General features: G+C 43.6%; 22 protein-coding genes, 1 pseudogene and 2 riboswitches. Of the genes and pseudogenes, 11 read left to right on the top strand and 12 right to left on the bottom strand.

The genetic code is table 11. From position 1 onward, the window contains the following. Positions 1-366 precede the first annotated feature (366 nt). The 5 genes and pseudogenes from I8748_RS35300 to I8748_RS22655 all read right to left on the bottom strand — a co-directional run bounded on the left by I8748_RS35300 (position 367) and on the right by I8748_RS22655 (position 3,019). Positions 367-648 (bottom strand): hypothetical protein, encoded by a 282-nt coding sequence (locus tag I8748_RS35300; RefSeq protein WP_225896520.1) that lies wholly within the window; start codon positions 646-648, stop codon positions 367-369. Between the two features lie 21 nt (positions 649-669). Next, positions 670-837 (bottom strand): hypothetical protein, encoded by a 168-nt coding sequence (locus tag I8748_RS35295; protein WP_225896519.1) that lies wholly within the window; start codon positions 835-837, stop codon positions 670-672. Between the two features lie 21 nt (positions 838-858). Continuing rightward, complete coding sequence (locus I8748_RS22665; protein WP_198126801.1) at positions 859-1,011, bottom strand: hypothetical protein; 153 nt, start codon at positions 1,009-1,011, stop codon at positions 859-861. After that, complete coding sequence (locus tag I8748_RS22660) at positions 1,008-1,481, bottom strand: tyrosine-type recombinase/integrase (RefSeq protein ID WP_318781253.1); 474 nt, start codon at positions 1,479-1,481, stop codon at positions 1,008-1,010. The genes I8748_RS22665 and I8748_RS22660 overlap by 4 nt, the downstream gene beginning before the upstream one ends. A 41-nt stretch (positions 1,482-1,522) precedes the next feature. Next, positions 1,523-3,019: pseudogene (locus I8748_RS22655) on the bottom strand (ISNCY family transposase). Positions 3,020-3,762: 743 nt separating this feature from the next. On the opposite strand from I8748_RS22655, the gene I8748_RS22650 reads away from it, so the two are divergent. After that, positions 3,763-3,942 (top strand): hypothetical protein, encoded by a 180-nt coding sequence (locus tag I8748_RS22650; RefSeq protein ID WP_198126799.1) that lies wholly within the window; start codon positions 3,763-3,765, stop codon positions 3,940-3,942. Positions 3,943-3,997: 55 nt separating this feature from the next. Here the strand turns inward: I8748_RS22650 and I8748_RS22645 are convergent, their stop codons facing one another. The 3 genes from I8748_RS22645 to I8748_RS22635 form a co-directional block, all read right to left on the bottom strand. Next, positions 3,998-4,759: an ABC transporter ATP-binding protein gene (locus I8748_RS22645; protein ID WP_198126798.1), complete on the bottom strand. Its 762-nt coding sequence runs from the start codon at positions 4,757-4,759 to the stop codon at positions 3,998-4,000. 39 nt (positions 4,760-4,798) lie between these two features. Then, on the bottom strand, positions 4,799-5,596 hold the full coding sequence (locus I8748_RS22640) for an ABC transporter permease (RefSeq protein ID WP_225896518.1): 798 nt from the start codon (positions 5,594-5,596) through the stop codon (positions 4,799-4,801). A 110-nt stretch (positions 5,597-5,706) separates the two neighbouring features. Next, positions 5,707-6,765: an ABC transporter substrate-binding protein gene (locus I8748_RS22635; RefSeq protein WP_198126950.1), complete on the bottom strand. Its 1,059-nt coding sequence runs from the start codon at positions 6,763-6,765 to the stop codon at positions 5,707-5,709. Positions 6,766-6,858: 93 nt separating this feature from the next. Next, positions 6,859-7,022: riboswitch (guanidine-I (ykkC/yxkD leader) on the bottom strand. A gap of 418 nt (positions 7,023-7,440) precedes the next feature. Beyond that, a riboswitch (guanidine-I (ykkC/yxkD leader) is annotated at positions 7,441-7,549 on the top strand. 93 nt (positions 7,550-7,642) lie between these two features. Here I8748_RS22635 and I8748_RS22630 point away from each other — a divergent pair. The 6 genes from I8748_RS22630 (at position 7,643) to I8748_RS22605 (ending at position 15,448) form a co-directional block, all read left to right on the top strand. Further along, a complete protein-coding gene (locus I8748_RS22630; protein WP_198126796.1) occupies positions 7,643-8,401 on the top strand; it encodes an urea amidolyase associated protein UAAP1 in 759 nt (252 codons plus the stop codon). A 66-nt stretch (positions 8,402-8,467) separates the two neighbouring features. Continuing rightward, complete coding sequence (locus I8748_RS22625) at positions 8,468-9,109, top strand: urea amidolyase associated protein UAAP2 (protein WP_198126795.1); 642 nt, start codon at positions 8,468-8,470, stop codon at positions 9,107-9,109. 315 nt (positions 9,110-9,424) lie between these two features. Further along, entirely contained in the window at positions 9,425-13,021 is a 3,597-nt protein-coding gene (gene uca / locus I8748_RS22620) for an urea carboxylase (RefSeq protein ID WP_198126794.1), read from the top strand. Next, positions 13,018-14,403 (top strand): allophanate hydrolase, encoded by a 1,386-nt coding sequence (gene atzF, locus I8748_RS22615; protein WP_198126793.1) that lies wholly within the window; start codon positions 13,018-13,020, stop codon positions 14,401-14,403. Before uca ends, atzF begins: the two co-directional genes overlap by 4 nt. Continuing rightward, the gene (locus tag I8748_RS22610) at positions 14,400-14,804 is read left to right on the top strand and encodes an allophanate hydrolase-related protein (RefSeq protein ID WP_198126792.1); all 405 of its coding nucleotides are present in this window, start codon (positions 14,400-14,402) and stop codon (positions 14,802-14,804) included. The genes atzF and I8748_RS22610 overlap by 4 nt, the downstream gene beginning before the upstream one ends. 455 nt (positions 14,805-15,259) lie before the next feature. Continuing rightward, positions 15,260-15,448 (top strand): hypothetical protein, encoded by a 189-nt coding sequence (locus I8748_RS22605; RefSeq protein WP_198126791.1) that lies wholly within the window; start codon positions 15,260-15,262, stop codon positions 15,446-15,448. Positions 15,449-15,939: 491 nt separating this feature from the next. Here I8748_RS22605 and I8748_RS22600 read toward each other — a convergent pair whose 3' ends face one another. From I8748_RS22600 to I8748_RS22590, 3 genes are all read right to left on the bottom strand, one after another. Then, positions 15,940-16,212, bottom strand: coding sequence for a hypothetical protein (locus I8748_RS22600; RefSeq protein WP_198126790.1), 273 nt, complete (start codon positions 16,210-16,212; stop codon positions 15,940-15,942). Positions 16,213-16,789: 577 nt separating this feature from the next. After that, on the bottom strand, positions 16,790-17,917 hold the full coding sequence (locus tag I8748_RS22595; RefSeq protein WP_198126789.1) for a hypothetical protein: 1,128 nt from the start codon (positions 17,915-17,917) through the stop codon (positions 16,790-16,792). A 349-nt stretch (positions 17,918-18,266) separates the two neighbouring features. After that, positions 18,267-18,506, bottom strand: a complete 240-nt coding sequence (locus I8748_RS22590; RefSeq protein WP_198126788.1) for a hypothetical protein — start codon at positions 18,504-18,506, stop codon at positions 18,267-18,269. A gap of 95 nt (positions 18,507-18,601) precedes the next feature. Here I8748_RS22590 and I8748_RS22585 point away from each other — a divergent pair, with 95 nt between their 5' ends. The 3 genes from I8748_RS22585 (at position 18,602) to I8748_RS36320 (ending at position 19,765) form a co-directional block, all read left to right on the top strand. Further along, entirely contained in the window at positions 18,602-18,814 is a 213-nt protein-coding gene (locus tag I8748_RS22585; protein WP_198126787.1) for a hypothetical protein, read from the top strand. A 391-nt stretch (positions 18,815-19,205) separates the two neighbouring features. Continuing rightward, positions 19,206-19,529: a transposase gene (locus I8748_RS36325; protein ID WP_214662704.1), complete on the top strand. Its 324-nt coding sequence runs from the start codon at positions 19,206-19,208 to the stop codon at positions 19,527-19,529. Continuing rightward, positions 19,508-19,765, top strand: coding sequence for a transposase (locus tag I8748_RS36320; RefSeq protein WP_404800348.1), 258 nt, complete (start codon positions 19,508-19,510; stop codon positions 19,763-19,765). The genes I8748_RS36325 and I8748_RS36320 overlap by 22 nt, the downstream gene beginning before the upstream one ends. 380 nt (positions 19,766-20,145) lie before the next feature. Here I8748_RS36320 and I8748_RS22570 read toward each other — a convergent pair whose 3' ends face one another. Continuing rightward, the gene (locus I8748_RS22570) at positions 20,146-20,679 is read right to left on the bottom strand and encodes a hypothetical protein (RefSeq protein WP_198126784.1); all 534 of its coding nucleotides are present in this window, start codon (positions 20,677-20,679) and stop codon (positions 20,146-20,148) included. A gap of 3 nt (positions 20,680-20,682) precedes the next feature. Here I8748_RS22570 and I8748_RS22565 point away from each other — a divergent pair, with 3 nt between their 5' ends. Further along, a complete protein-coding gene (locus I8748_RS22565) occupies positions 20,683-20,880 on the top strand; it encodes a hypothetical protein (RefSeq protein ID WP_198126783.1) in 198 nt (65 codons plus the stop codon). The last annotated feature ends 252 nt before the right edge of the window (positions 20,881-21,132 follow it).

Here is a 21,132-nt window from a genome sequence, read left to right as displayed (position 1 = left end):
TAGGAGTTAGGTGTCAGTTGTCATCCCCCCCATCTCCCCATCTCCCCAGCTCCCCTGCTCCCTACTCCCTACTCCCTACTCCCTACTCCCTACTCCCATATTCTCAAGCATTCTCAATAATCAATGAGAGCGCTGGGGCCGAAGCTGTGAAGCTCCTGGCGCGGCTGCGCGGGCGCTGATTTATCAGCTGAAAGTATTGATAAATTGAGCTTTTATCTTAATCAGTATGTGTGCTGATTTTTTTTAATGAGAAATTTCCCTCAATGCAGGATTGAGAAGAAGTTGCAATAGTGGTTGTGGAGAGAAAATAGCGATCGCGCACAGCTGGGGCGATCGCAAAAATTTTGAAGTTATTGTAATACCAAGCTAGTAAGTATAACCGACGTTTAACCTCACATCAGTTAGACCTTTGGTTTGGCTGGTAAAAATCTTTTCAAAATCAGAAAATTCGTCTGGTGGTAGGACAATACAACCTAATGAGCCTGGGGCATTAGCATCTTGATGTACAAGTAAGTCGGAACGTTTAACTCCATCAAGAGTAATCACCTCAAACGGTGAAATTGCGTAACCATTTCCTTCTACACCTTTAAGGTGTCGTAAGTCTGTTGGGCTAGTGGCTACCTTGTAAAATGGCGGAGGATTTCGCACCTCATACAGCGGCGGGATAACTCAACCCCCCTGTTTGCTCCAGTCGCCTTTTTCCTGGTAAGCGCCCAAGCCACTGGTAGCAATCCATCGGCCGATAATTCCTTTATCGTCGTCGATCAAGAAAAGTCTCCCCCGGTTGAGTTGGGGAGTAGAGTCAAGCTGCATTGCAAAGAATAGTTGTAAGGCCATATTTATGTTTGTCAAGTGCCATTAGTATTCCCGGTAAACTGTATCAACCTCATTCCATGCTTGATTAGCAAGATTTTCCAGGGCCATAGCCAACAGCAGGGGGTGGTCGTAGTCTCCCCGCTGCAAGCGCTCAAAGAAAATCTCGATTTGTAGGAACAGGAGATTGGGATTCATAACAGCGCTATTGTCTGCTTGAGGTCGTCATCAGTCACCTCAATGTATCGGGCCAAAACCTTCAAGTCAGTGTGACCGGTGAGTTGTTTGATTTTTGCAAGGCTCCCCCCTTTGTGGGCCAGATTCGTGATAAAACTCCGGCGGGTGCTATGCGTTGACACACCTTTACTCCCTAAACCAGCCTTCTCGACTGCCGACCGCAGAATTTTATCGGCCCAGCGTAGACCAATAGATTTTTCCCCGGTTCGATTGGGGAATAACCAAACTGAGTCTGACTCGCTCTGGTAAGCTGCTAGCAATTCCTTAAGAATTGGATGTACTGGTACCTGGCGGTTTTTGCGTACCTGTTTGGGTTTATCGCTGTCGTTAGCGGCTTTTTTGGGTTTGGCTTTTCTTGTTCTGGCGCGAAAATTAATATATTCAGAAGGTGTACTATCTTCGTTGTACACATCAGCCACACGCAGCTGCACGAGCGCCCCCCACCTCTCCCCCGCTAGTGTGGTAAAGTTCACTAGAGAAGACGACTCTCTAGGTTAGCTAAGTAAGCCTTGGGGTCTCGGCGAAATCGATACTGTTCAATTCTGGCAATGCGTGGTGTTTTTGCAATTGAGAGCGTAATTCGAGCCAAGTATGAATATCAACCTGTGCGCTTATCAGATGCGGTAAAAGAATGAAGTTTAGTAGCGATCGCACAAGCAAGTTTGACAGAACCACGAATAACGAGGGATGAGGGGGCAACCTTACGACCGGTACAACGACGTTGATGATGACGTAGCAGACCAAAAGTATGTTCTAAGTCATTATTAGTTCTGGGAAAATCTTCAATTTCGTAACAATGAAAAAGTCCAGACCAGTAGTTATTGGTGGTTTTTATAAAGTTATCGATTGCGGTATTGAGTGTACCAGCTTTCTGCTTTTGTTGGGACATTTCTGTTAACAGTTGCTGATAACTTTGTTTGACTCCAGCAGCATCAAGAGCTATTTTATTGTTGAGAATATTAGTAGCTTTATCAACCCACTCATACGCAACCTTAATAGGTGAAAATAAAGATGCAGTCGCAGATAATCCCTTGGCTAGGAGGTGTTTTAGGTTAACTAAAGGTGGTGGTAAAGCAATTTTTTTTCCATTCGTTCTAAGCTTTGCTCTATCAACGTCAAATTTTCTTGTAACTTTAATCCAGATGCCTAAGCGCGGTGGATGACCATCATTGGTTATAGAACTACGCACTGCCAAGCAATAATCTTCAATAATAGTTGCCATCTCCTGAGTTTCATTGGTAACACTACGTTCAATGTCTCGTAATCCTCTAACCTTTTTTTTTAATTCCTTTTTTGCATATCTATCTGCCTCATATATGGGTTTGATTGCTTCTTTCAGGTAATGGTAATGACATAAACCGTGAGCAATTCTAGGTAATGCTAACCCAACAGCTTTGCGAATTGATTGTTGCCCATCACTAACAACTCCATCAATTGGTACATCCAAAGTATTAGTTACTTCTAATAATAACGCCACTAAATCTTCATTCCTTGATGATAATAAGGTTTTAGCAAGTAAAATTTCTCCTGATAAGCAATCTCGAATTACCCATAATACCTCATGTCCAATTTCTGGCTGCATCCCATCAATCGCTAATATCACCCGTCCTTGATTAGCCACTATTGCTTTTAACCTTTTATGGTCTTTTAGCCATAAAGAAAGTAACTCGTCATATCTGTCAATTAGGTGCGTGACTGTTCGTTGGCTTATACATATACCCTTTAATTCAAGGTGAGCGTGTATTTGGGGAACACTTCTATGTTCCTGATAGCGTAATGCTCCTATATAAGCAATCACATCCAAACCAAATTCGTTTTGTGGTAGAGCTAAAGAACCTTCTTGCTCTGGTCGATATGCTTTTTTGTACCGCAGACATGACTTATTTTGACATCGCCGAATTTTTAGCTGTAGTTCTACTACCCCATTTAACGTTCTTATATGTCGAGGATTATTGTATTCATTCCACATTGCTTGACCGCACGAAGAGCATTTTTTTTGAACACAATCGAGTACTTCAAACGATGTTGCCTCTGGTTTTAGACTTTTTCTTGCCAAGTTTCTGCACCATTATTTTGCTACAAGGTCAAGATTACAGGATTTCCACTCTTCTCTAGTAAGTTTTGCCACGCTAGAAGAAATCAAGTGTATTTGAAAGTATTTATAGTAGCAAAGATTGCTGAATTCTCTTTTTACTCCCCTTGGACAAATCCTGCTCAAATCAGCAAGCGCCTTATCTAAATCTACGAGCGTGATAAACCTTTATTTTGCTTGCAGTTCGGCGGGTTTTTATACAAAAATCTCTTATTCTAAACGAATCAAACCCGCACAACTGCACTCGTAGCTTGCTGATTTGAGTAATTTTAATAAAACCCCTGCTCCCCCTGCGATAAGATTGCTCCAAAAAGCGATGATCTCAAGCTTGAGCGCGTTGCTCCCTGAACATATTAGGGATTTCCAGAAAATAAAAGCACTCTTCCGTCGATGAGCGCCCCGAAGAGCGAAAGCGCCTCAGTCCTTGGGTTGAACCAAAATATATTTGAAACGGTGAGGCAGCGCGGTCTTGGGGGTTTCCCCCATGAGCGACTGCCGTTAGCGAAGCGTTAGCGACGAAGGAGCGTCACCCCGAAGGGGCTGGGCATTTTATTCCCTGTAGGTGCCTAAATGTTTGGGTATAAAAGCATTTTCGTTGGGGTTTTTGGTTATTATGCCCATTGAGCAAGCGTAAGTTTTTGGTGCGGGAGAGCGATGGCTGCGCCAACGTCTGCGACGAACGCACTTTGAGGCTAGCTCAAGATCAACTGCCGTTATTCACTCCAAGTTTTACGCTGGCTGGTTATGATGGGCGATGGCTTTCGCCAACGCGCCTGGGCGATCGCACACTTACCCTTTGAGATAAGTGCAAACGCGCAGTTTAGTTTTTTGCTGTCGCCCCTTGAAGTTATGCTGCTACGGCAACATGCCATGTTGCCGTAGCAGATCCATCAACTCATCACGATAGTCATGGAAGGTAGAATGACGCTTGATCATGGGGCTACGCTCCGGCAGATTAATGGTCATCTCCTTGCGGACTGTGCCAGGACGAGCACCCAAGGCATAGATGCGGTTAGACAGGAAAACGGCTTCCTCAACATCATGGGTGATCATGAAAATTGTAATTTTGGTGCGTTGCCAGAGGTCAAGTATGAATTCGTGTATTGATTCTTTAGTATGGATATCGAGCGCACCAAACGGCTCATCCATCAGCAACACTTTGGGTTGAGATGCAAGGGCGCGGGCGATCGCCACACGCTGTTTCATCCCACCTGATAACTCTTTGGGCAACGAACTGCTAAAGCGGGACAAGCCGACGATGCTGAGAAAATAACTTGCCTGTTCGCGACGCTCTTTTTTAGGAATGCCTTGCAACTTGAGTCCAAACTCGGTATTTTCTTGCACATTCATCCAGGGATAAAGCGTGTAGTGCTGAAATACCATACCGCGATCAGGGCCAGGGCCAGTGATTAGCTTGCCATCTATGCGTACTTCTCCTGATGTCGGGCTATCGAGTCCAGCAATTTGGCGCAGCAACGTAGATTTGCCGGAACCGGAAGCGCCGACCGCGCAAATTAATTCGCCCTGCTCGATTGTCATGTTAATATCTTTGAGAACTACAAGCGTACCGGCTTGAGTCGAAAAGTGTTTGTTGAGTTTATTAATTTGTAAAAACATTAATTTAGCCTCTGTAAGTTAAATTTTCTATCGAGTTGTTTATCGCTGCTGACTTGCCCATTTGCAGGTGACGCGAAGCAGATACTGAAACAACAAATCAAATGACAATCCGATGATGCCAATCACAATGAGTCCAACAAAGATTTCATCGGTTCTTAAAAATCGGCCAGCAACGCTAATGCGTCTTCCTAATCCTTCGTTGGCGGCAATTAGCTCTGACACAATCACAAGCTGCCAAGCGGCTGCTAAGTTGATTCGGCAAGCATCTAAAATGCCAGGAAGAACGTGCGGTAAAATCACCTGAGTTAGTATTGCCCAGCGATCGCCACCCAGCATATAAGTTGCTTCAATCAACTCTTTAGGCACAAACTTTACGGTATCCATCACCATTAGCGTATTGAAGAAAAATACACCGATGAAAATCAGCATAATTTTCGGTTCTTCGCCAATGCCCAAGTAGAGAATCAACAGTGGAATAAAGGCGGGTGCAGGCATATAGCGCATTAGACCAAACAGAGGTTCTAATAAAGCGCGAATGCTGGGAAAACTCCCCATCAAAATCCCGACCGGAATTGAGAAGCTTGCTGCTAACAAAAAACCAACACCAACCCGCCAAAGGCTGGCTACAGTATCTTTCAGCAATTCGCGTGTCATCCACAAACGCCCTGTCGCTTCTGCAACTTTGGCAGGCGAAGGCAGGAACTTTGGATCGATGTTGCCGAAGCTGGTTGCTGCCCACCAGACCAATAGGGGCAGGGCGATTGAAGTAATAGTTAATACTGTATGAAGGGGCTTGGGGATATCTTCGGCCAGCCGCCAAAAAACCGTAGACTTCATGCTTTTTGGTTTAGTGAGTAATTGGAGCGAGCGAGGCGGAGTGCTGTGGCTCATCGTTTAAATGTGGGGTGAGGGTTTAAAGCAGGCAAGAAACACCGAATTTACTAGTTCTATGTAGTCTTAGCTCGCTTTTGCATATAAGCTTTGACAAAGCGATCGTCAAATAAAAATGTTGTATTCGGTTTTTTTTGCGCCAACCCCACATCGATCAAAAACTGGCTCATTTGCTCAGTAGCGTACAGTAAAGAACCCATGTTGTTACCAGGCTGAAAAGCTTTCAAATTTTCTTCCACCGTAAACAGGCGCGTACCATCGGCATACTGTTTATATTCATCAACTGGCACACCTGCTCTTTTTGCCATGATGGTGTAGGCACGCTCCTGGTTTTCTCGGATGTAATCGAGCGTGGCAAACCAAGAATCAACAAGTGCCTGAATTTCTTGGGGATGTTCATACAAAAACTGACGCGACACAACCAGGTGATCGGAAATTGCGCCTGGAAAGTCTTTGGAACTGAACAATTCTTTACTACCCTTTCGTTGCAATGCCTGGGTTGTAAAAGGTGCAAACACGGCAACCGCATCAACTTGACCAGCAACAAAAGCAGCAGCGGCCTTTCCTGTTTCCAAAGGCACAAACTGAATGTCTTGGGGCTTTAAGCCAGCTTGTTTCATGCCCAGCAACAGCAAAAAGTGATCGACTGTGCCTTCTTCAGCCGCTACTTTTTTGCCACGCAAATCTGCAACGCTGTTGATTCCAGCTGCGACGATGATTTTATCGTTGCCAGTTGAGTTGTCGTTGACTAATACCACAACTTGATCTGCGCCTCCTGCTACCGAACTGAGCGTATCGCCAAGGGTTTGACTGTTGGCATCAATTTGTCCGGCTGCAAGAGTGCTAATAGATTCAAGGTAGCCATCGAACCATTTGAGGTTAACGGTTGTGTTTTTGCTTTTAAAAATTCCCTGCTCTTGAGCAACTTGCCAGGGAAACCAACCCGGCCAAGCACTGAAGCCCAAATTTATCGTTCTAGCTTTGCTGTTGACTGCTAGTGCTGCCTCGGTTTCGGTAGTAGTTTTAATATATACTGCTGGGTTTGTGCAGCTTGCGGCTAAACACATAACTACTAAAAACAACAGGCAAGCTGTGGGCAGCGATCGCTTTTTCATGGGCAAAATAATATTTTTTAATGGCAAATAATTAACTTGAATCCATATAACAAAGCCCGGAAAGAATCATTCAGCATTTAATAGCTGAAAACTTCCTCCCGGGCTTTTGTCCCGCCGTGTAATAAACTAATCAGGCATTCAAAATTTATAACCAATTAGCTTACCGACCTCTCTTGGACCAGCATTTGCATCAAATCCAGACACAAGTTCAATACTTGCTCCGTTTCACCCAAACCGGAACCCTAGAAGTCTATAAATTTTGCGTTTAATTAAACTTTTCAATTTTCCAGACAATTGCTCATTTAAGAACTCACTATCTAAAGTCAGCAGAATCCTGAAAATTCGTATTTGTTTTGCTTTTCACCGAACACTTTAACAACGAGCGAATCAGCAAATTGTATTTAATGATACGATTATTCAAGAAAAAGTAAGGATTTATTGATATTTGAATATTTTTTTCAAAAGAGTGATCGCTCTGCCGCAGCGATCATACTGCCGCTTTATTGCTTTTCAACGGCAGATGCAGATAGTTTTTCGTCAGTTCAGGCTGTTAAAAAGTAGTTATGGATACAATTTTCCTGATTATTTTTGCTATAATAGATGATAAGCATTGTATAAAAATGCTCTGTTTACAATATTGTAAAAGTTTCGCAAACTTAAATTACAAACTGAATAAGGATGAGCTTCTAGGGTTCCGATCGCACCGAGAGTGAGATGACTGGTCCAAGAGAAGCAGCCGATTTTAAAAGAGTCGGTCACACGGCGGGAAAAAAGCCCGGGAGAGCCAGACAGTATAACTGTATTGGTAATCTCCTGGGCTTTGTTGTTTGAGTTAGTAATTCCTAAACCGCTCATCCAAACGTCACAAGAGGATTTTATGGTGCAAGCATCTGTTATGCCGAATATAGGGGCAATTGATCCGAACCTGATTTTGCTTGATGAAAAGCTGCCTGGTGGCGCGTATTGGCATTACACGATCAAACGGGGAAACACCCTACGTGTGACTGATTTGGAAGGATCTCAAGGTGTTTCACTGATTTGCTACAACGCAGATAGCCCCATCGAACGGCTGAACGTTGCAGATACCGCCAAGATTCAGTTCAACGCCTTCCTCAAAAAAGGCATGGTAATTTACTCTGACATGGGGCGCATTCTGTTCTCCATCACAGAAGATACCTCCGGTCATCACGATCTCATCTGTGGTTGCAGTAATGCGGCCAGCAACGCTGCAAAATATGGTGAAGGGCCTTACAACAAATATGGCGAAAGCGATTATAACAACTCTCGCAACAATTTCCTGAAAGCATTGAGTAAGCGCGGTTTAACCCGCAAAGACCTCATGCCTAATATTAATTTATTTAGCCGGGTGGCAGTGAGTCCAAATGGAGATTTGGAATATATAGTAGGCGAGGAAAAACCGGGCAGTTTTGTTGATTTGCGGGCGGAAATGAATGTATTGGTGATTATTTCTAACTGTCCCCATGTATTGCATCCCGATACAGTCTACAAGCCTAAGCCAATTAAACTTACCGTTTGGAAATCGCCTGCACCTGCACCGGACGATCTGTGCCGCACTGCAAACGAAGAAGTAATTCGTGGTTTCATCAACACTGATGCGTTGTTTGCTCAAGAGTAGTTGGGTAGGTTAGTTGCCTGCAATCTCTGTTTCTTTGCATCTAATAAATAGAAGAGGATTCCTATTATGGTCACAACATTACCCCTTGAACTCGATCCAGCAACAGCAATTTATGATGAAGAGTTAGCTGCCCGTCAGCCTTGGTCTAAGATCGTCAAAAAAGGGCAAATTTTAAAGATTATTGATTTATTAGGTAATCAAGCCGTTGATACATTGTTTTACAACGCCTATGATACCTCAGAGCGATATAGCGCGCCCGATACCATCGTCCGTCAAGGTAACATTTTCATTACTACAGGCACTCAATTGATTTCTAATGAAGGCAACGTGATGATGACCGTCATCTATGATGAGTGCGGCAAACACGATACTTTAGGTGGTGCGTGTAGTATGGAAAGCAACTCAGTGCGCTATGGGCTGCACAAGAAGCATCTGCACGCTTGCGTTGAGAATTACTTGCTGGAACTGAGTAAGTATGAGATGAACAAACGCGATCTCGTCAGCAATGTGAACTTCTACATGAATGTTCCCGTCAGCGAAGACGGCACATTAGAAATTGTTGATGGTATTTCCGAAGCCGGGAAGAGCATTGTTCTGCAAGCAGAAATGGATGTTATGGTCTTGATTTCTAACTGTCCGCAAATTAACAACCCATGCAATGCTTACAATCCCACACCAATTAGGTTGATTGTTTGGGACGCTGCGTAAGGTGCAATCTACGTAGTAGTGCAACCAAACTAAGGGGCTGCATAAAATATCAAGACAAGTTCCTTTTCTTTCCCGAAGTTCTGAGCAGTGGAAGCCGTTGCTCAGATTTCTCTCTGTGTTTTCTGCGCTACGGCAGTTTATTAATTTATTATTTTAATGCGGTACTAGCTTCTGAACTTGGAAGTTGCACCTTTGAACTTGAAAGTTGAGCTTCTCGAGTGGTTAGACCCCGACTTCTTTAAGAAGTCGGGTATCTAGTAGCTGATCAAAATTAATAGCATCAAATATTACGAATTACGAATTATCTTATCGCTCATGTTCAACAAAGTTTTAATTGCCAATCGCGGTGAAATTGCTTGCCGGATTATTCGTAGCCTTGATCGCTTGGGTATTGCTTCGGTTGCAGTTTACTCCCAAGCTGATGCCCATGCTGCCCATGTTGCGGCGGCTGGGGAAGCGGTGTGTGTGGGAGAAGCTGCGGCGGCGCAGAGTTATCTTCGGACTGAGGCGATTTTGGCGGCGGCAAAAGCCACTGGTGCTGAGGCAATTCATCCCGGCTATGGCTTTTTGAGCGAGAATGTAGGATTTGCCGAAGCTTGTGCGGCAGCAGGAATTACATTTATTGGCCCTACACCCGAACAATTGCGGCGATTTGGATTGAAACATGAAGCACGAGCGATCGCACAAGCTGCGGGAGTACCACTCGTCCCCGGTAGTTTGTTGCTAGATAATTTGCAGCAAGTCAAACAGGCGGCGGCGGAAATTGGTTATCCTGTGATGATCAAAAGTACCGCCGGGGGAGGGGGTATTGGAATGCAGTTGTGCCGCAGTGAAGAAACTTTGGCAGACTTGTTTGAAAATGTGCAACGTTTAAGCCGCAATAACTTTAGTCAAAGTGGTGTATTTTTAGAAAAATATATCGAACGGGCGCGGCACATTGAAGTGCAAATCTTTGGCGATGGGCAAGGCAATGTTGTTGCCCTCGGTGAACGCGATTGTTCAACGCAGCGACGCAATCAAAAAGTAATTGAAGAAGCCCCTGCACCAAATATTAGTGATACTTTGCGCCAGCGTTTGTATGAGTCTGCCGTTAAACTCGGTGAGGAAATTCGCTATCAGTCGGCGGGTACGGTGGAGTTTATCTATGATGTGGATACCCAACAGTTTTACTTCTTAGAGGTGAACACCCGCTTACAAGTGGAACATGGTGTAACAGAAACTATTACAGGTGTCGATTTAGTAGAGTGGATGGTGCGTCAGGCGGCGGGTGAGTCGCTGGATTTGGCATCCTATCAATACCAACCGCAAGGACATTCAATTCAGGTGCGGGTGTATGCCGAAGATCCAAATAAAAATTTTCAGCCAAGTTCTGGTGAGTTAACTCAAGTGCAGTTTGCGCCTGATATTCGCTGCGATACTTGGATTGATACTGGCACAAAAGTTTCGCCGTATTACGATCCCTTGTTGGCGAAGATAATTGTGCATGGAAAAACAAGAGAAGATGCGATCGCTACTCTGCAAACAGCCCTAGTTCAATCTCGCATCGATGGCATTGAAACCAACTTGGAATATCTGCGCCAAATTATTGCTGATTCCACGTTTATTCAAGGCAATATTACTACGAAATTTACTAATAGCTTTACATATCGCCCGCACACAATTGATGTGCTAGTAGCAGGCACAATGACCACCATTCAAGATTATCCTGGACGGGTGGGTTACTGGAATATTGGTGTACCGCCCTCTGGGCCAATGGATTCGCTGGCGTTTCGGTTGGGCAACCGGATTTTAGGCAATCCAGAATCGGCAGCCGGGTTAGAGTGTACCTTAACTGGCCCCTCTTTGCGCTTCAATTGCGACACCGTGATTTGTCTCACCGGAGCGCAGATGAAAGCTACCCTAGATAAACAGCCGATTCCCTATTGGACGGTAGTTCAGGTAAAAGCAGGAAGTACGCTACGGTTGGGCAACATTCAAGGCGATGGTTTCCGCACATATATCAGCGTGCAAGGCGGGTTTGATGTCCCCGATTATTTAGGCAGTAAAGCAACGTTTACGCTGGGTGGGTTTGGCGGACATGGCGGTAGAGCGTTACAGGTGGGCGATGTCCTTAAATTGTATCCCTCTACATCTCAAGAGTCCCAGCCTATTGCCCCCGAATTGATTCCCACCTACTCCCATCATTGGGAAATTGGCGTTTTGTATGGGCCTCACGGTGCGCCGGATTTCTTCACTGATGCAGATATCGAAACTTTTTTCAATACTCATTGGGAAGTACATTACAACTCGGCGCGGACAGGTATTCGGTTGATTGGGCCAAAACCCACTTGGGCGCGGCAAGATGGTGGTGAAGCAGGGCTACATCCTTCTAATATTCACGATAATGCCTATGCCATTGGTACAATCGACTTTACCGGAGATATGCCAATTATCCTGGGTTTAGATGGGCCAAGTTTAGGAGGTTTTGTCTGCCCTGCAACGATCGCCGAAGCACAACTGTGGAAAATTGGGCAACTCAAACCAGGCAACACAGTGCAATTTTGCCGCCTCACCTTTGAGCAAGCATTGCAACAAGAATTGCAGTTAGATCGGCAAATCGAAACGTTGCAAGCAGAGGAAGCGGTGACTCTGGAGGCTGACGGTTCCGAATATCAGGCAATCGTGGCAGAAATTCCCGCAACTGATGAGCAAATTGCCGTTACCTATCGGCAAGCGAGTGATAAATACTTGCTGATTGAATACGGAGATTTGGTACTGGATTTGAAATTGCGTTTCCGGGTGCATGAGTTGATGACTCATCTGCAAACACACCCGATTGCTGGGGTTTTGGAATTAACGCCAGGAATGCGATCGCTACAAATTCACTACGATAGCCGCGTGATTTCGCAATCAAATTTAGTGGCGGCATTAAAAGACATCGAATCTCATTTACCAGATATTTCTGAGTTGGAAGTACCGACCCGGATTGTACATTTACCATTGTCCTGGGATGATGAATCTACGCAACTAGCCATTCAAAAATATATGCAGTCGGTGCGAAAAGATGCACCCTGGTGTCCTAGCAATATTGAATTTATTCGTCGAATTAATGGACTGGGTAGCATCGCAGAAGTTAAAGAAATTGTTTTTAATGCTAGTTACTTAGTGATGGGTTTAGGGGATGTTTATCTCGGTGCGCCCGTAGCAGTTCCACTAGATCCGCGTCATCGTCTCGTCACCACAAAATACAATCCGGCGCGTACTTGGACTCCTGAGAATGCAGTCGGCATCGGTGGTGCATATCTGTGCGTTTATGGTATGGAAGGGCCGGGTGGATATCAGTTTGTCGGACGTACTGTGCAGATGTGGAATCGCTACAAACAAACCGCAGATTTTACAGATGGCAAACCCTGGCTGTTACGATTCTTCGACCAAATTCGATTTTATCCAGTTTCGCACGAGGAGCTAATGCGCCACCGAGAGGATTTTATCGAAGGCAAGTTTAAATTAACAGTTGAACAAACTACGTTTAAATTCCGCGACTATCAACAGTTTTTGCAGGAAATTAGCCAAGAGGCGATGACGTTCAAAACCCGGCAGACAATTGCGTTTCGAGAAGAACGCGATCGCTGGCAAGTTACAGCCCAAGATGAAAACACACTCGCCGCCGATCCCCCACCAGCAGCAACAACGACTATTCCCGAAGATTGCTACGCTCTCAGCGCTCCAACAACAGCAAACGTCTGGCAAGTGTTAATTAAAGAGGGCGATCGCATTACGGAAGACACAGGTGTAATTGTGTTGGAAGCAATGAAGCAGGAAATGGTGCTGCTACCAGATGAGCCAGGAACGGTAGTAGAAGTGCTGTGTGAACCTGGTCAACTTGTCACTGCTGGGCAGATATTAGCGATTATTCGAGGAGAAGCATCATGACGGACTCGATCAGCCTAGATATTGCATCGCTGCTTAAAGCTTATCGAACCTCTAAATTGCAACCAAAAGATGTCATTGAGGAAGTTTATCGGCGGATTGCGGCACGGGGAAACGATGCTGTTTGGATTCATCTCATACCACAAGCGGAGGCACTAGCTCAAGCTGAAGTTCTTGCTAGCAGAAATGTAGATGAGTTGCCCCTGTACGGTATCCCCTTTGCCGTCAAAGATAATATTGATGTGGCGAAAATACCCACAACTGCTGCTTGTCCAGGCTACAGCTACATCCCAGAAACCACCGCAACAGTAGTTGATCGCTTGCTGCAAGCCGGGGCAATTTTGATCGGTAAAACCAACCTCGATCAGTTTGCTACAGGGTTAGTCGGGATGCGATCGCCTTATGGAGCCTGTAGCAGTGTTTTCCATGAGGATTATATTTCCGGTGGCTCTAGTTCTGGTTCGGCTGTGGCAGTCGCGGCAGGGTTAGTTAGCTTTTCTCTAGGCACTGATACAGCTGGTTCTGGGCGAGTTCCAGCAGCATTTAACAATATTGTCGGACTCAAGCCGACAAGAGGAGTATTAAGCACTTCCGGCGTAGTGCCTGCCTGTCGCTCGCTCGACTGCGTTTCCATTTTCACATTGAATTGCCAAGATGCGGCAACTGTATGGCAAGTTGCTAAGGGCTTTGATACCAGTGATTGTTATTCCCGCCAAGTTCCACCACAAACCGCAGCAATTCCATCATCATTTTTCTTTGGAGTACCGAAAGCAGACCAATTGCAGTTTTTCGGTGATGCAGCAGCAGCCGAGTTATATGAGCAAGGATTAAAACGGTTAGAGGCGATCGGCGGGAATCTTGTGGAAATTGATTTTCAGCCCTTCCACCAAGCTGCTAATTTACTCTACTCTGGTGTCTGGGTAGCAGAACGACTTGCCGCTATCCAATCGTTCTTTGAAACTCAAGCTGATGCCATTCATCCGGTTGTACGTCAAATTATTAGCAATGGTGTACGCTACACAGCAGTAGATACTTTCAAGAGTTTTTACGCTCTAGAAGCACTCAAACAAGAAGCAACACAACAATGGCAAAAAGTCAATATTTTGGCGTTACCTACCACAGGGACTATCTACACCAAAGCGGAAGTAAAAGCCGACCCGATCGCCCTCAATACTAACCTCGGCTACTATACCAATTTTGTCAACTTGATGGACTTGTGTGCCATCGCCCTTCCCTCTGGCTTCCGTGCTAATGGTTTGCCCTTTGGCATCACCTTAATCGGGCAAGCATTTCAAGACGCAGCACTGTGTGAATTAGGCGATCGCTACGATCATTACATAGAAACTACTTATGGTAAAACAACTCCTGTGAGGATTTCTGTATGACTGCATCCACCAATATGATTACTCTTGCTGTGGTTGGCGCTCATCTCACCGGGCAGCCCTTAAACTATCAGCTGCAAGAGCGCAATGCCATCTTACTTAAAACCTGCCAAACCGCCCCTACATATCGCTTTTACGCCCTTGCCAATATCCAACCTGCCAAACCTGGCTTAGTGAAAGTTATCGATGCTTCTGGGGTAGGCATTGAAGTTGAAGTTTGGCAACTGAGTGCAGAAGGCTTTGGTACTTTTGTAGCCGCAGTACCGCCACCCCTAGTGATTGGCACTTTAGACCTGGAGGACGGTTCCTCAGTCAAAGGATTTTTGTGTGAACCTTATGTGATTCCCGATGCACAAGACATTTCCCACTATGGTAGCTGGCGCAATTATCTTGCTAGTTTGTAATGGGGCAAATTATACCTCAATTTAAAAATTCAAATTAACCTTTCTTACTCCGCTCCCAATACTTTTCGGTTAAGAATTAAACAGCATGGCGTTGGGAATGGGAACGAGTGAGCGAAGTATGCGAGTGGCTGACTGCTTACGCTATTCCCGCATTGGATACCGCCGCATCATCAAGATCAAATCAACAGGCTCCCCATCTGGTGTATACACAATACCACCCGACATTGCTCCAACTATCCTTTTGCTGTAGGCCCACTTAAACCACGCGCTAACTTCTGTTGTAACAGTATTTTTACAACTGTTGATAAACAAGCCTGTCGGATTTTCGCACCAGCCCAAGCGCGATCGCAACAAAGCCCCCGTGCGAACGCACCAGTTATATTATTCTTACTTCTCGATAAGGTATTATGTGGCTGATTACTGTGAATATTTTAATTGTGAATTAATTTAGTAAAATGAGTATTCAAGTTGATAAATCTTTTGATGCCAGAAAGATTTTGATAGAAGTTGAACAGCACCAACCATTTGATTCATTGGAGTCAGAACACAAAAACTCATTGCTAAAATGGTTGAAGACTGCTAATAGACCCTTAGATGCTAACTATTTTGATGAACAGCGATCGCTCACAAGAATGGTGATGTAATTGATGAGGTTTTGGAAAGAACGCAAAAGCTTGCAGCAGATTTGCTCCCGGTAAGAAAAAAATAAAGCTACTAACGAATGGCACGCTCGTTAAGCGCGAACCCTTAATATAACTGGCTAAAACGGGTGTAAGGGTGTAAGGGGGTAGGGGTTGCACGGTCAAGAACTAAAACAAATAATAATTAGTTATAAATCAACTCTCTCACCTACATCCCTACTTCCTGCCTAGACGAGGTTTCAGGTTTAATAAGGGGCGTGCCATTCAGCTATAACCCTTTAATTTTGGCGAAGGTATTAGCAATACGAATCACTAAAGAATATGGGAGCAACGCGCAAAGAGCGCTTCTATCGTCATGAAATGAGCGCTCTTGTGCGGGGGTAGAGGAAAGTGCTGGGGGAGAAAAGAGAAAAAAATAGTCCTTTTTGCTACTTAAAATCTGAAAAATACACTTAATTTCTGCTTCTTCCCCAGCCTCCCCAGCGAGAGCCATGTCACAAAATCGCATTGCTCCCAAAAATATTTAAATCTAATGACGCTTGCAGTAAATCACTCAGACTTAGCTCTTTCCCTCCTACAAAATCCTCCACTTGGTTGAGAAGACTAACGCTACCGCCCCGTATTGCTCGCAGATCTGAGTCTGTCAGCTCCTCCCACTCGTCGTCGATTTGAAGTTGGTTGTGGTTTGGTTGGTTTTGTCGTTTGCTGTTCGTGGTGTTTTCGTTGTCACTGAGACTGGAGTTTGTCGTCAAAATGGTATTTTTCATGATGTATTCCTATGAGGTTAACAACAGGATGTCTTCAATACAGCAACAATATTGCAAAAATCACTTGTTGTCAAAGCGCTGATTGACAAAATGCACTTTTACTTAACCTTAAGAGACTAAATCAAGATTCATATTAACTTTTATGCAATTAAATAATTGATTCAGAATTTGCATTTTAATTGCGAATTGCGAATTGCGAATTGCGAATTTGCTTTGGTTCACCCATGTTTTGCGTAGCTATCAAAAATAGTTAATATTAGCAGACCAATGGTAAACGAGAGCAATTACGTAAATCAGGTGCGATGTCTAACGACAAGCCGCAAAGCGTCTACGCTCGTTGTATGAAGTGTAAAGGAGGGGCGATCGCACTATTGAAATATTAATCAAGTAGCCAAATTTTCAAGATTTAGCTGCTCCAACCAAAGCTTAATTTTTTCTCTTTGGCCCTCAAATACGCGTGATGCAACTTAAATGCTGCTGTATTTTCGTAAAACCCAATCTCCACAATACTTTCTAGCTTTGTTAAGAAAGATGTAACTAATGGATAGCTAGATGCAGCAGTCGGATTGGACAACTTTTAAATCGTAAAACTTTCGCCAATAACACTAGCGAAACTAAAAGCAGCAGCAGGATCGCTAGCACTACCAATAAACTCAAAGTTCTGAACTAGCATATCTATACTTCCGTTACTTACTTTATACAAGTTGTTGTTATTTCCATAACAGGAGACAGTATAGGTTCCAGTGCCAAATAACAGCGTATCGTTGCCTTGGCCTCCATCAAAGCTTCCGCTTCCAAATCCTTTGAGAATGTCCTCGCCATTTCCAAGAAGGATATTACCATCACGACTAAACCCACCATTGAGAGCATCAACGATGTCGTTACCATTGCCGGTATCAATTGTGCCGAGGTTGGAGATACCTACAATGCTCCCAGTAGCATTTATGATATCGTTACCATCGCCAGTGATTATGGTGCAATTAGTATAGTTCGTGATACCAGCAATGCCAATACCAGTAATTATGCCATTACCAGTGCCAATACCAGTAATTATGTCATCGCCATTACCAGTATTGATCAGCCCGAAGTTGTTGATACCAGTATAGTTACCAGTACCAGTGATTTCATCATTGTCATTGCCGGTGTCAATGATACTATTTACATTTTCGATTCCAACATAGGTAGTACCATTACCAGTGATGATGTCATGTCCGGAACCAGTACTAATAGTGCCGTAGTTCTCAATGCCAGTGCCATTAGTACCTGTAGCATTGATTATATCTTTACCACAGCCAGTGTTGATAATACTACTTTTGTATAGGTTGTATATACCAAAGGTACTACCAGTGGCATTAATGGTGTCATTACCAGAGCCAGTATTGATAATACTACTTTTAGAAAGGTTGTAGATACCGAAGATACTGCCAGTAGCATTGATGGTATCGTTACCACAGCCAGTATCAATAGTACCGTAGTTGATGATACCATTATTGCTACTACTATTGCCAGTGATACTATCATTACCGTAGCTAGTCTTCAGAGTACCGTAGTTGATGATACCATTATTGCTACTACTATTGCCAGTGATACTATCGTTACCATCAAGGGTATTAGTAGTGCCAGTATTAACTATGTCATCAGTCCCTAATTTAGGAACGATGTCAGCTTGGTTAGTAAACTTTAACTTGGATAGGTCTATGGTCATATTAACCTTTCAATAACTATTGTTAAATTGAGAAATAAACAGACTTCAAATCTTCATATAAGCCTTATCAAGCATTGAGAAAACAGTTTAGTCACCATTTTTTTACACGAAAAAATTGTACATTAAGTTTTCTAGTATTTTTGAAAATTTTTGTATTAATTAAAAAAACAAACTTCTTTGAACGCTAGCCATAACAGCGCACCAAGCATTAGATAGCAAAGCAGGCGATCCGTTTGTTGCTTGGTCTTGGCAGATAGGGCGCTTCATAACTTTACTCGACTCTACCTTATTTTATGCTAAACTCCCCAGTTTTAGGTAGAAGTGCGTAGACACGTTTTTCGGCTTGTCGTTAGACATCGCTCGTTATTTTACTTGCCCAGTGGTAATTAGCTTGCAGCCATCTACGAGCATATGATTTGCCGTTGCTACGAACCAAATCATTCGCCAATACAAGAGAGTCGAAGATTTGTTGTGATTCCAATGCTTGGGGAAAATGCTTAACTGTAGAATCTCTTTCGTTCTCTGGAATTTCAATCAAGCGTTCAACAAAGTAATAAACCCAGGCCCAATCGACATATCTGTATGGCATGTTCGCTTACTTAAAATTGCATGATCTTCAATTTTTATCATGTTGCATTCAAAGATAATAGCTTCAGGGGTGAGCAGGGGGCAGGGGAGAACAAATTGTACTACGTCAAACTGCAACGCCAGTATGACTTGCTTTTAAGTGTGCGATCGCACGCTCTTTGTTGCTCTACAATTACTTTAAATACTGTTCCAATTGCTGCCAAAATCATTATGATTAATGTGAGTTATTTCCCGATTGTTAGCAAAGAAATTACAATCATAATCAATGTGCCAAGTATCCAAATTATGTTACTTCCTCGTGTTATTTAAATTTTGTAGCATGTTGTTCGCTGAGAAATAAGAAATCTGTTGGGGTGTACATATTTGAGTCACCACTGTTTAATGCGATAGTAGTCTAAAACTGTCAGAATTCGGGAGTCAATATAATTAAATAATCAAGAAATAAATTGATAGAAACTAACAAATAATACTCTTTTTATTATTAATTCTGACTTTTGACTCATGGGTGCTGAATTATTAACTAAAACTTTGTTTGTGGCTGCTTTAGTAACCGCACCATCAACAAGAAATAGCATAGGAATTTATATTTCCCAAACAAAAACTTTTTACTTTGACTAATTCTTTTCAATGCTTATTTTATTAGTCTTTAAATTGGCGTTGTTGCGTGAATAGGCAAAATGGTAAATTTTACTTATCGCCTATGTTCTCTCACCGCAAGCGCCCAACGATGAAGACCAAAGCCAAGTATAAAGTTCGGAATTGGAACGCCTATGATGCCGCACTTAAGCAGCGAGGCAGTATAACTTTCTGGGTGAACCAAGAAACTATCGAGCAGTGGCGTAACCAACAGAAGACGGGTAAAAAAGGTGCTTCCAACTATTACAGCGACGTGGCGATGTCTGACGACAAGCCGCTGACGCGTCTACGCTACAATGGGAACGATTCAATCGATATTTCATCTACCAGGGCGGCTTTTCAGTGGGTTTTTTGGAGTCGCTGTTCATGCTCATGGGGATTGAGCTAGCAGTGCCGGATCACTCCACGTTGTCACGTCGATTAAGCAAGCTATCGGTAGAACTGCCAGTAGTTCCAAAGGATAAAGCTGTTCATGTAGTTGTGGATTCAACCGGGGTGAAAGTTTACGGTGAGAGCGAGTGGAAAGTTCGCACACATGGGGTTGGTAAAAGGCGGACAAAGCCACACGTCGATATAGTGCTTGCCCTTGTAGGGGTTGCGAGATTTCCAGATACTTTTTTGTAGTACAGGAGATAGTGTCTGCCTAGCTTGCCAAGAGAAACCGCAGCGATGCCTATCGGCAAGCTACTTTGTGTCTACGCAATATACAGTTAATTCTGTTGGGCGACGGCGGTAAATTTCTCGGCAATTGCAAGAAAGGGCATTTCATTTATTGGAGTAATGGCACTAGAGCGATGCCTGCGGCAACGTCAAAGACGAACGCACTTGTTGGACTCAATCATAATCAATTCTCGCTGCTGGTGGAGTAAAACTTTGAAGAAGAATTCAGCCCCAACTGAATTGACTACTAATTAACCGGAGTTGATATGATGACTGATGACTGATATTAGTCATCAATCATCAGTCAGCGGCCTTAAGAGGTGATAATGTGAAAAGGTTGAGTACTAATTCTGCCTTTTGTAAGAACGTTTTCTCAAGTTTGTTTGTAAGCAAACACCAAAAGCCATAGCCGCAGCAACAGCTGTGGAACTCATCGACTCAGGAACAGCTTGCAATTTGACACTAACATTATCAATCAACAAAGCAGAATTTACAGCATCATCGCCGACATCAACAACGCCAAACCCGAGGGTATATGTTCCAGCCACAGGAATGGTATAAGAATAAGTTTGATATCCAGTTTCAACAGCCAAACGAGAAAAAGAAATAGTTGTAGGCGTAAACGTATCTGCTAAGGAACTAACCGTATTGCCCAGACTAAAAAAAGCAAAATCGTTAAAAGTCGAATCTGACGGTACTTGATCAGTTAAAAAATTCCATGAGAAACTCAAAACATCTCCGGAAGAGGCAACAATTGTTTGTTTAATGGCAGAACCTTCAATGACTCCACCTGTTGTTAAACTTCCAGAAGATAATCCCAAGAAACTTTCCAAGTCTGAACCACTGACATTAGTTTGATCCTGAAGAGTTTCGATCACAGCTTGATAATTACCATCAGCAGGAGTAACACCAAAATTAAAATCCTCAACAGTCGTTTGTCCTGTAGTTATCCAGTTGCTGAAATCCCCAGTCTCAAAGTCACCATTCTGGCAATGCGTGGTGTTTTTGCAATTGAGAGCGTAATTCGAGCCAAGTATGAATATCAACCTGTGCGCTTATCAGATGCGGTAAAAGAATGAAGTTTAGTAGCGATCGCACAAGCAAGTTTGACAGAACCACGAATAACGAGGGATGAGGGGGCAACCTTACGACCGGTACAACGACGTTGATGATGACGTAGCAGACCAAAAGTATGTTCTAAGTCATCTCAAATCTTGCACCTGGAAATGTGAATGTCAAAACCAGAACTACGTGTAAGATGAGCAAGACGTTCAATCTCAAGTAAAATAAGATACATAACTATTTGTGGAAAAATAGATTCAAGGGCTATT

Source organism: Amazonocrinis nigriterrae CENA67 (genome assembly GCF_016056305.1).
Taxonomy (GTDB): Bacteria; Cyanobacteriota; Cyanobacteriia; order Cyanobacteriales; family Nostocaceae; genus Amazonocrinis; species Amazonocrinis nigriterrae.
The sequence above is the reverse complement of the archived record's forward strand: the minus strand, read 5'-3'. Positions and strand labels throughout refer to the sequence as shown.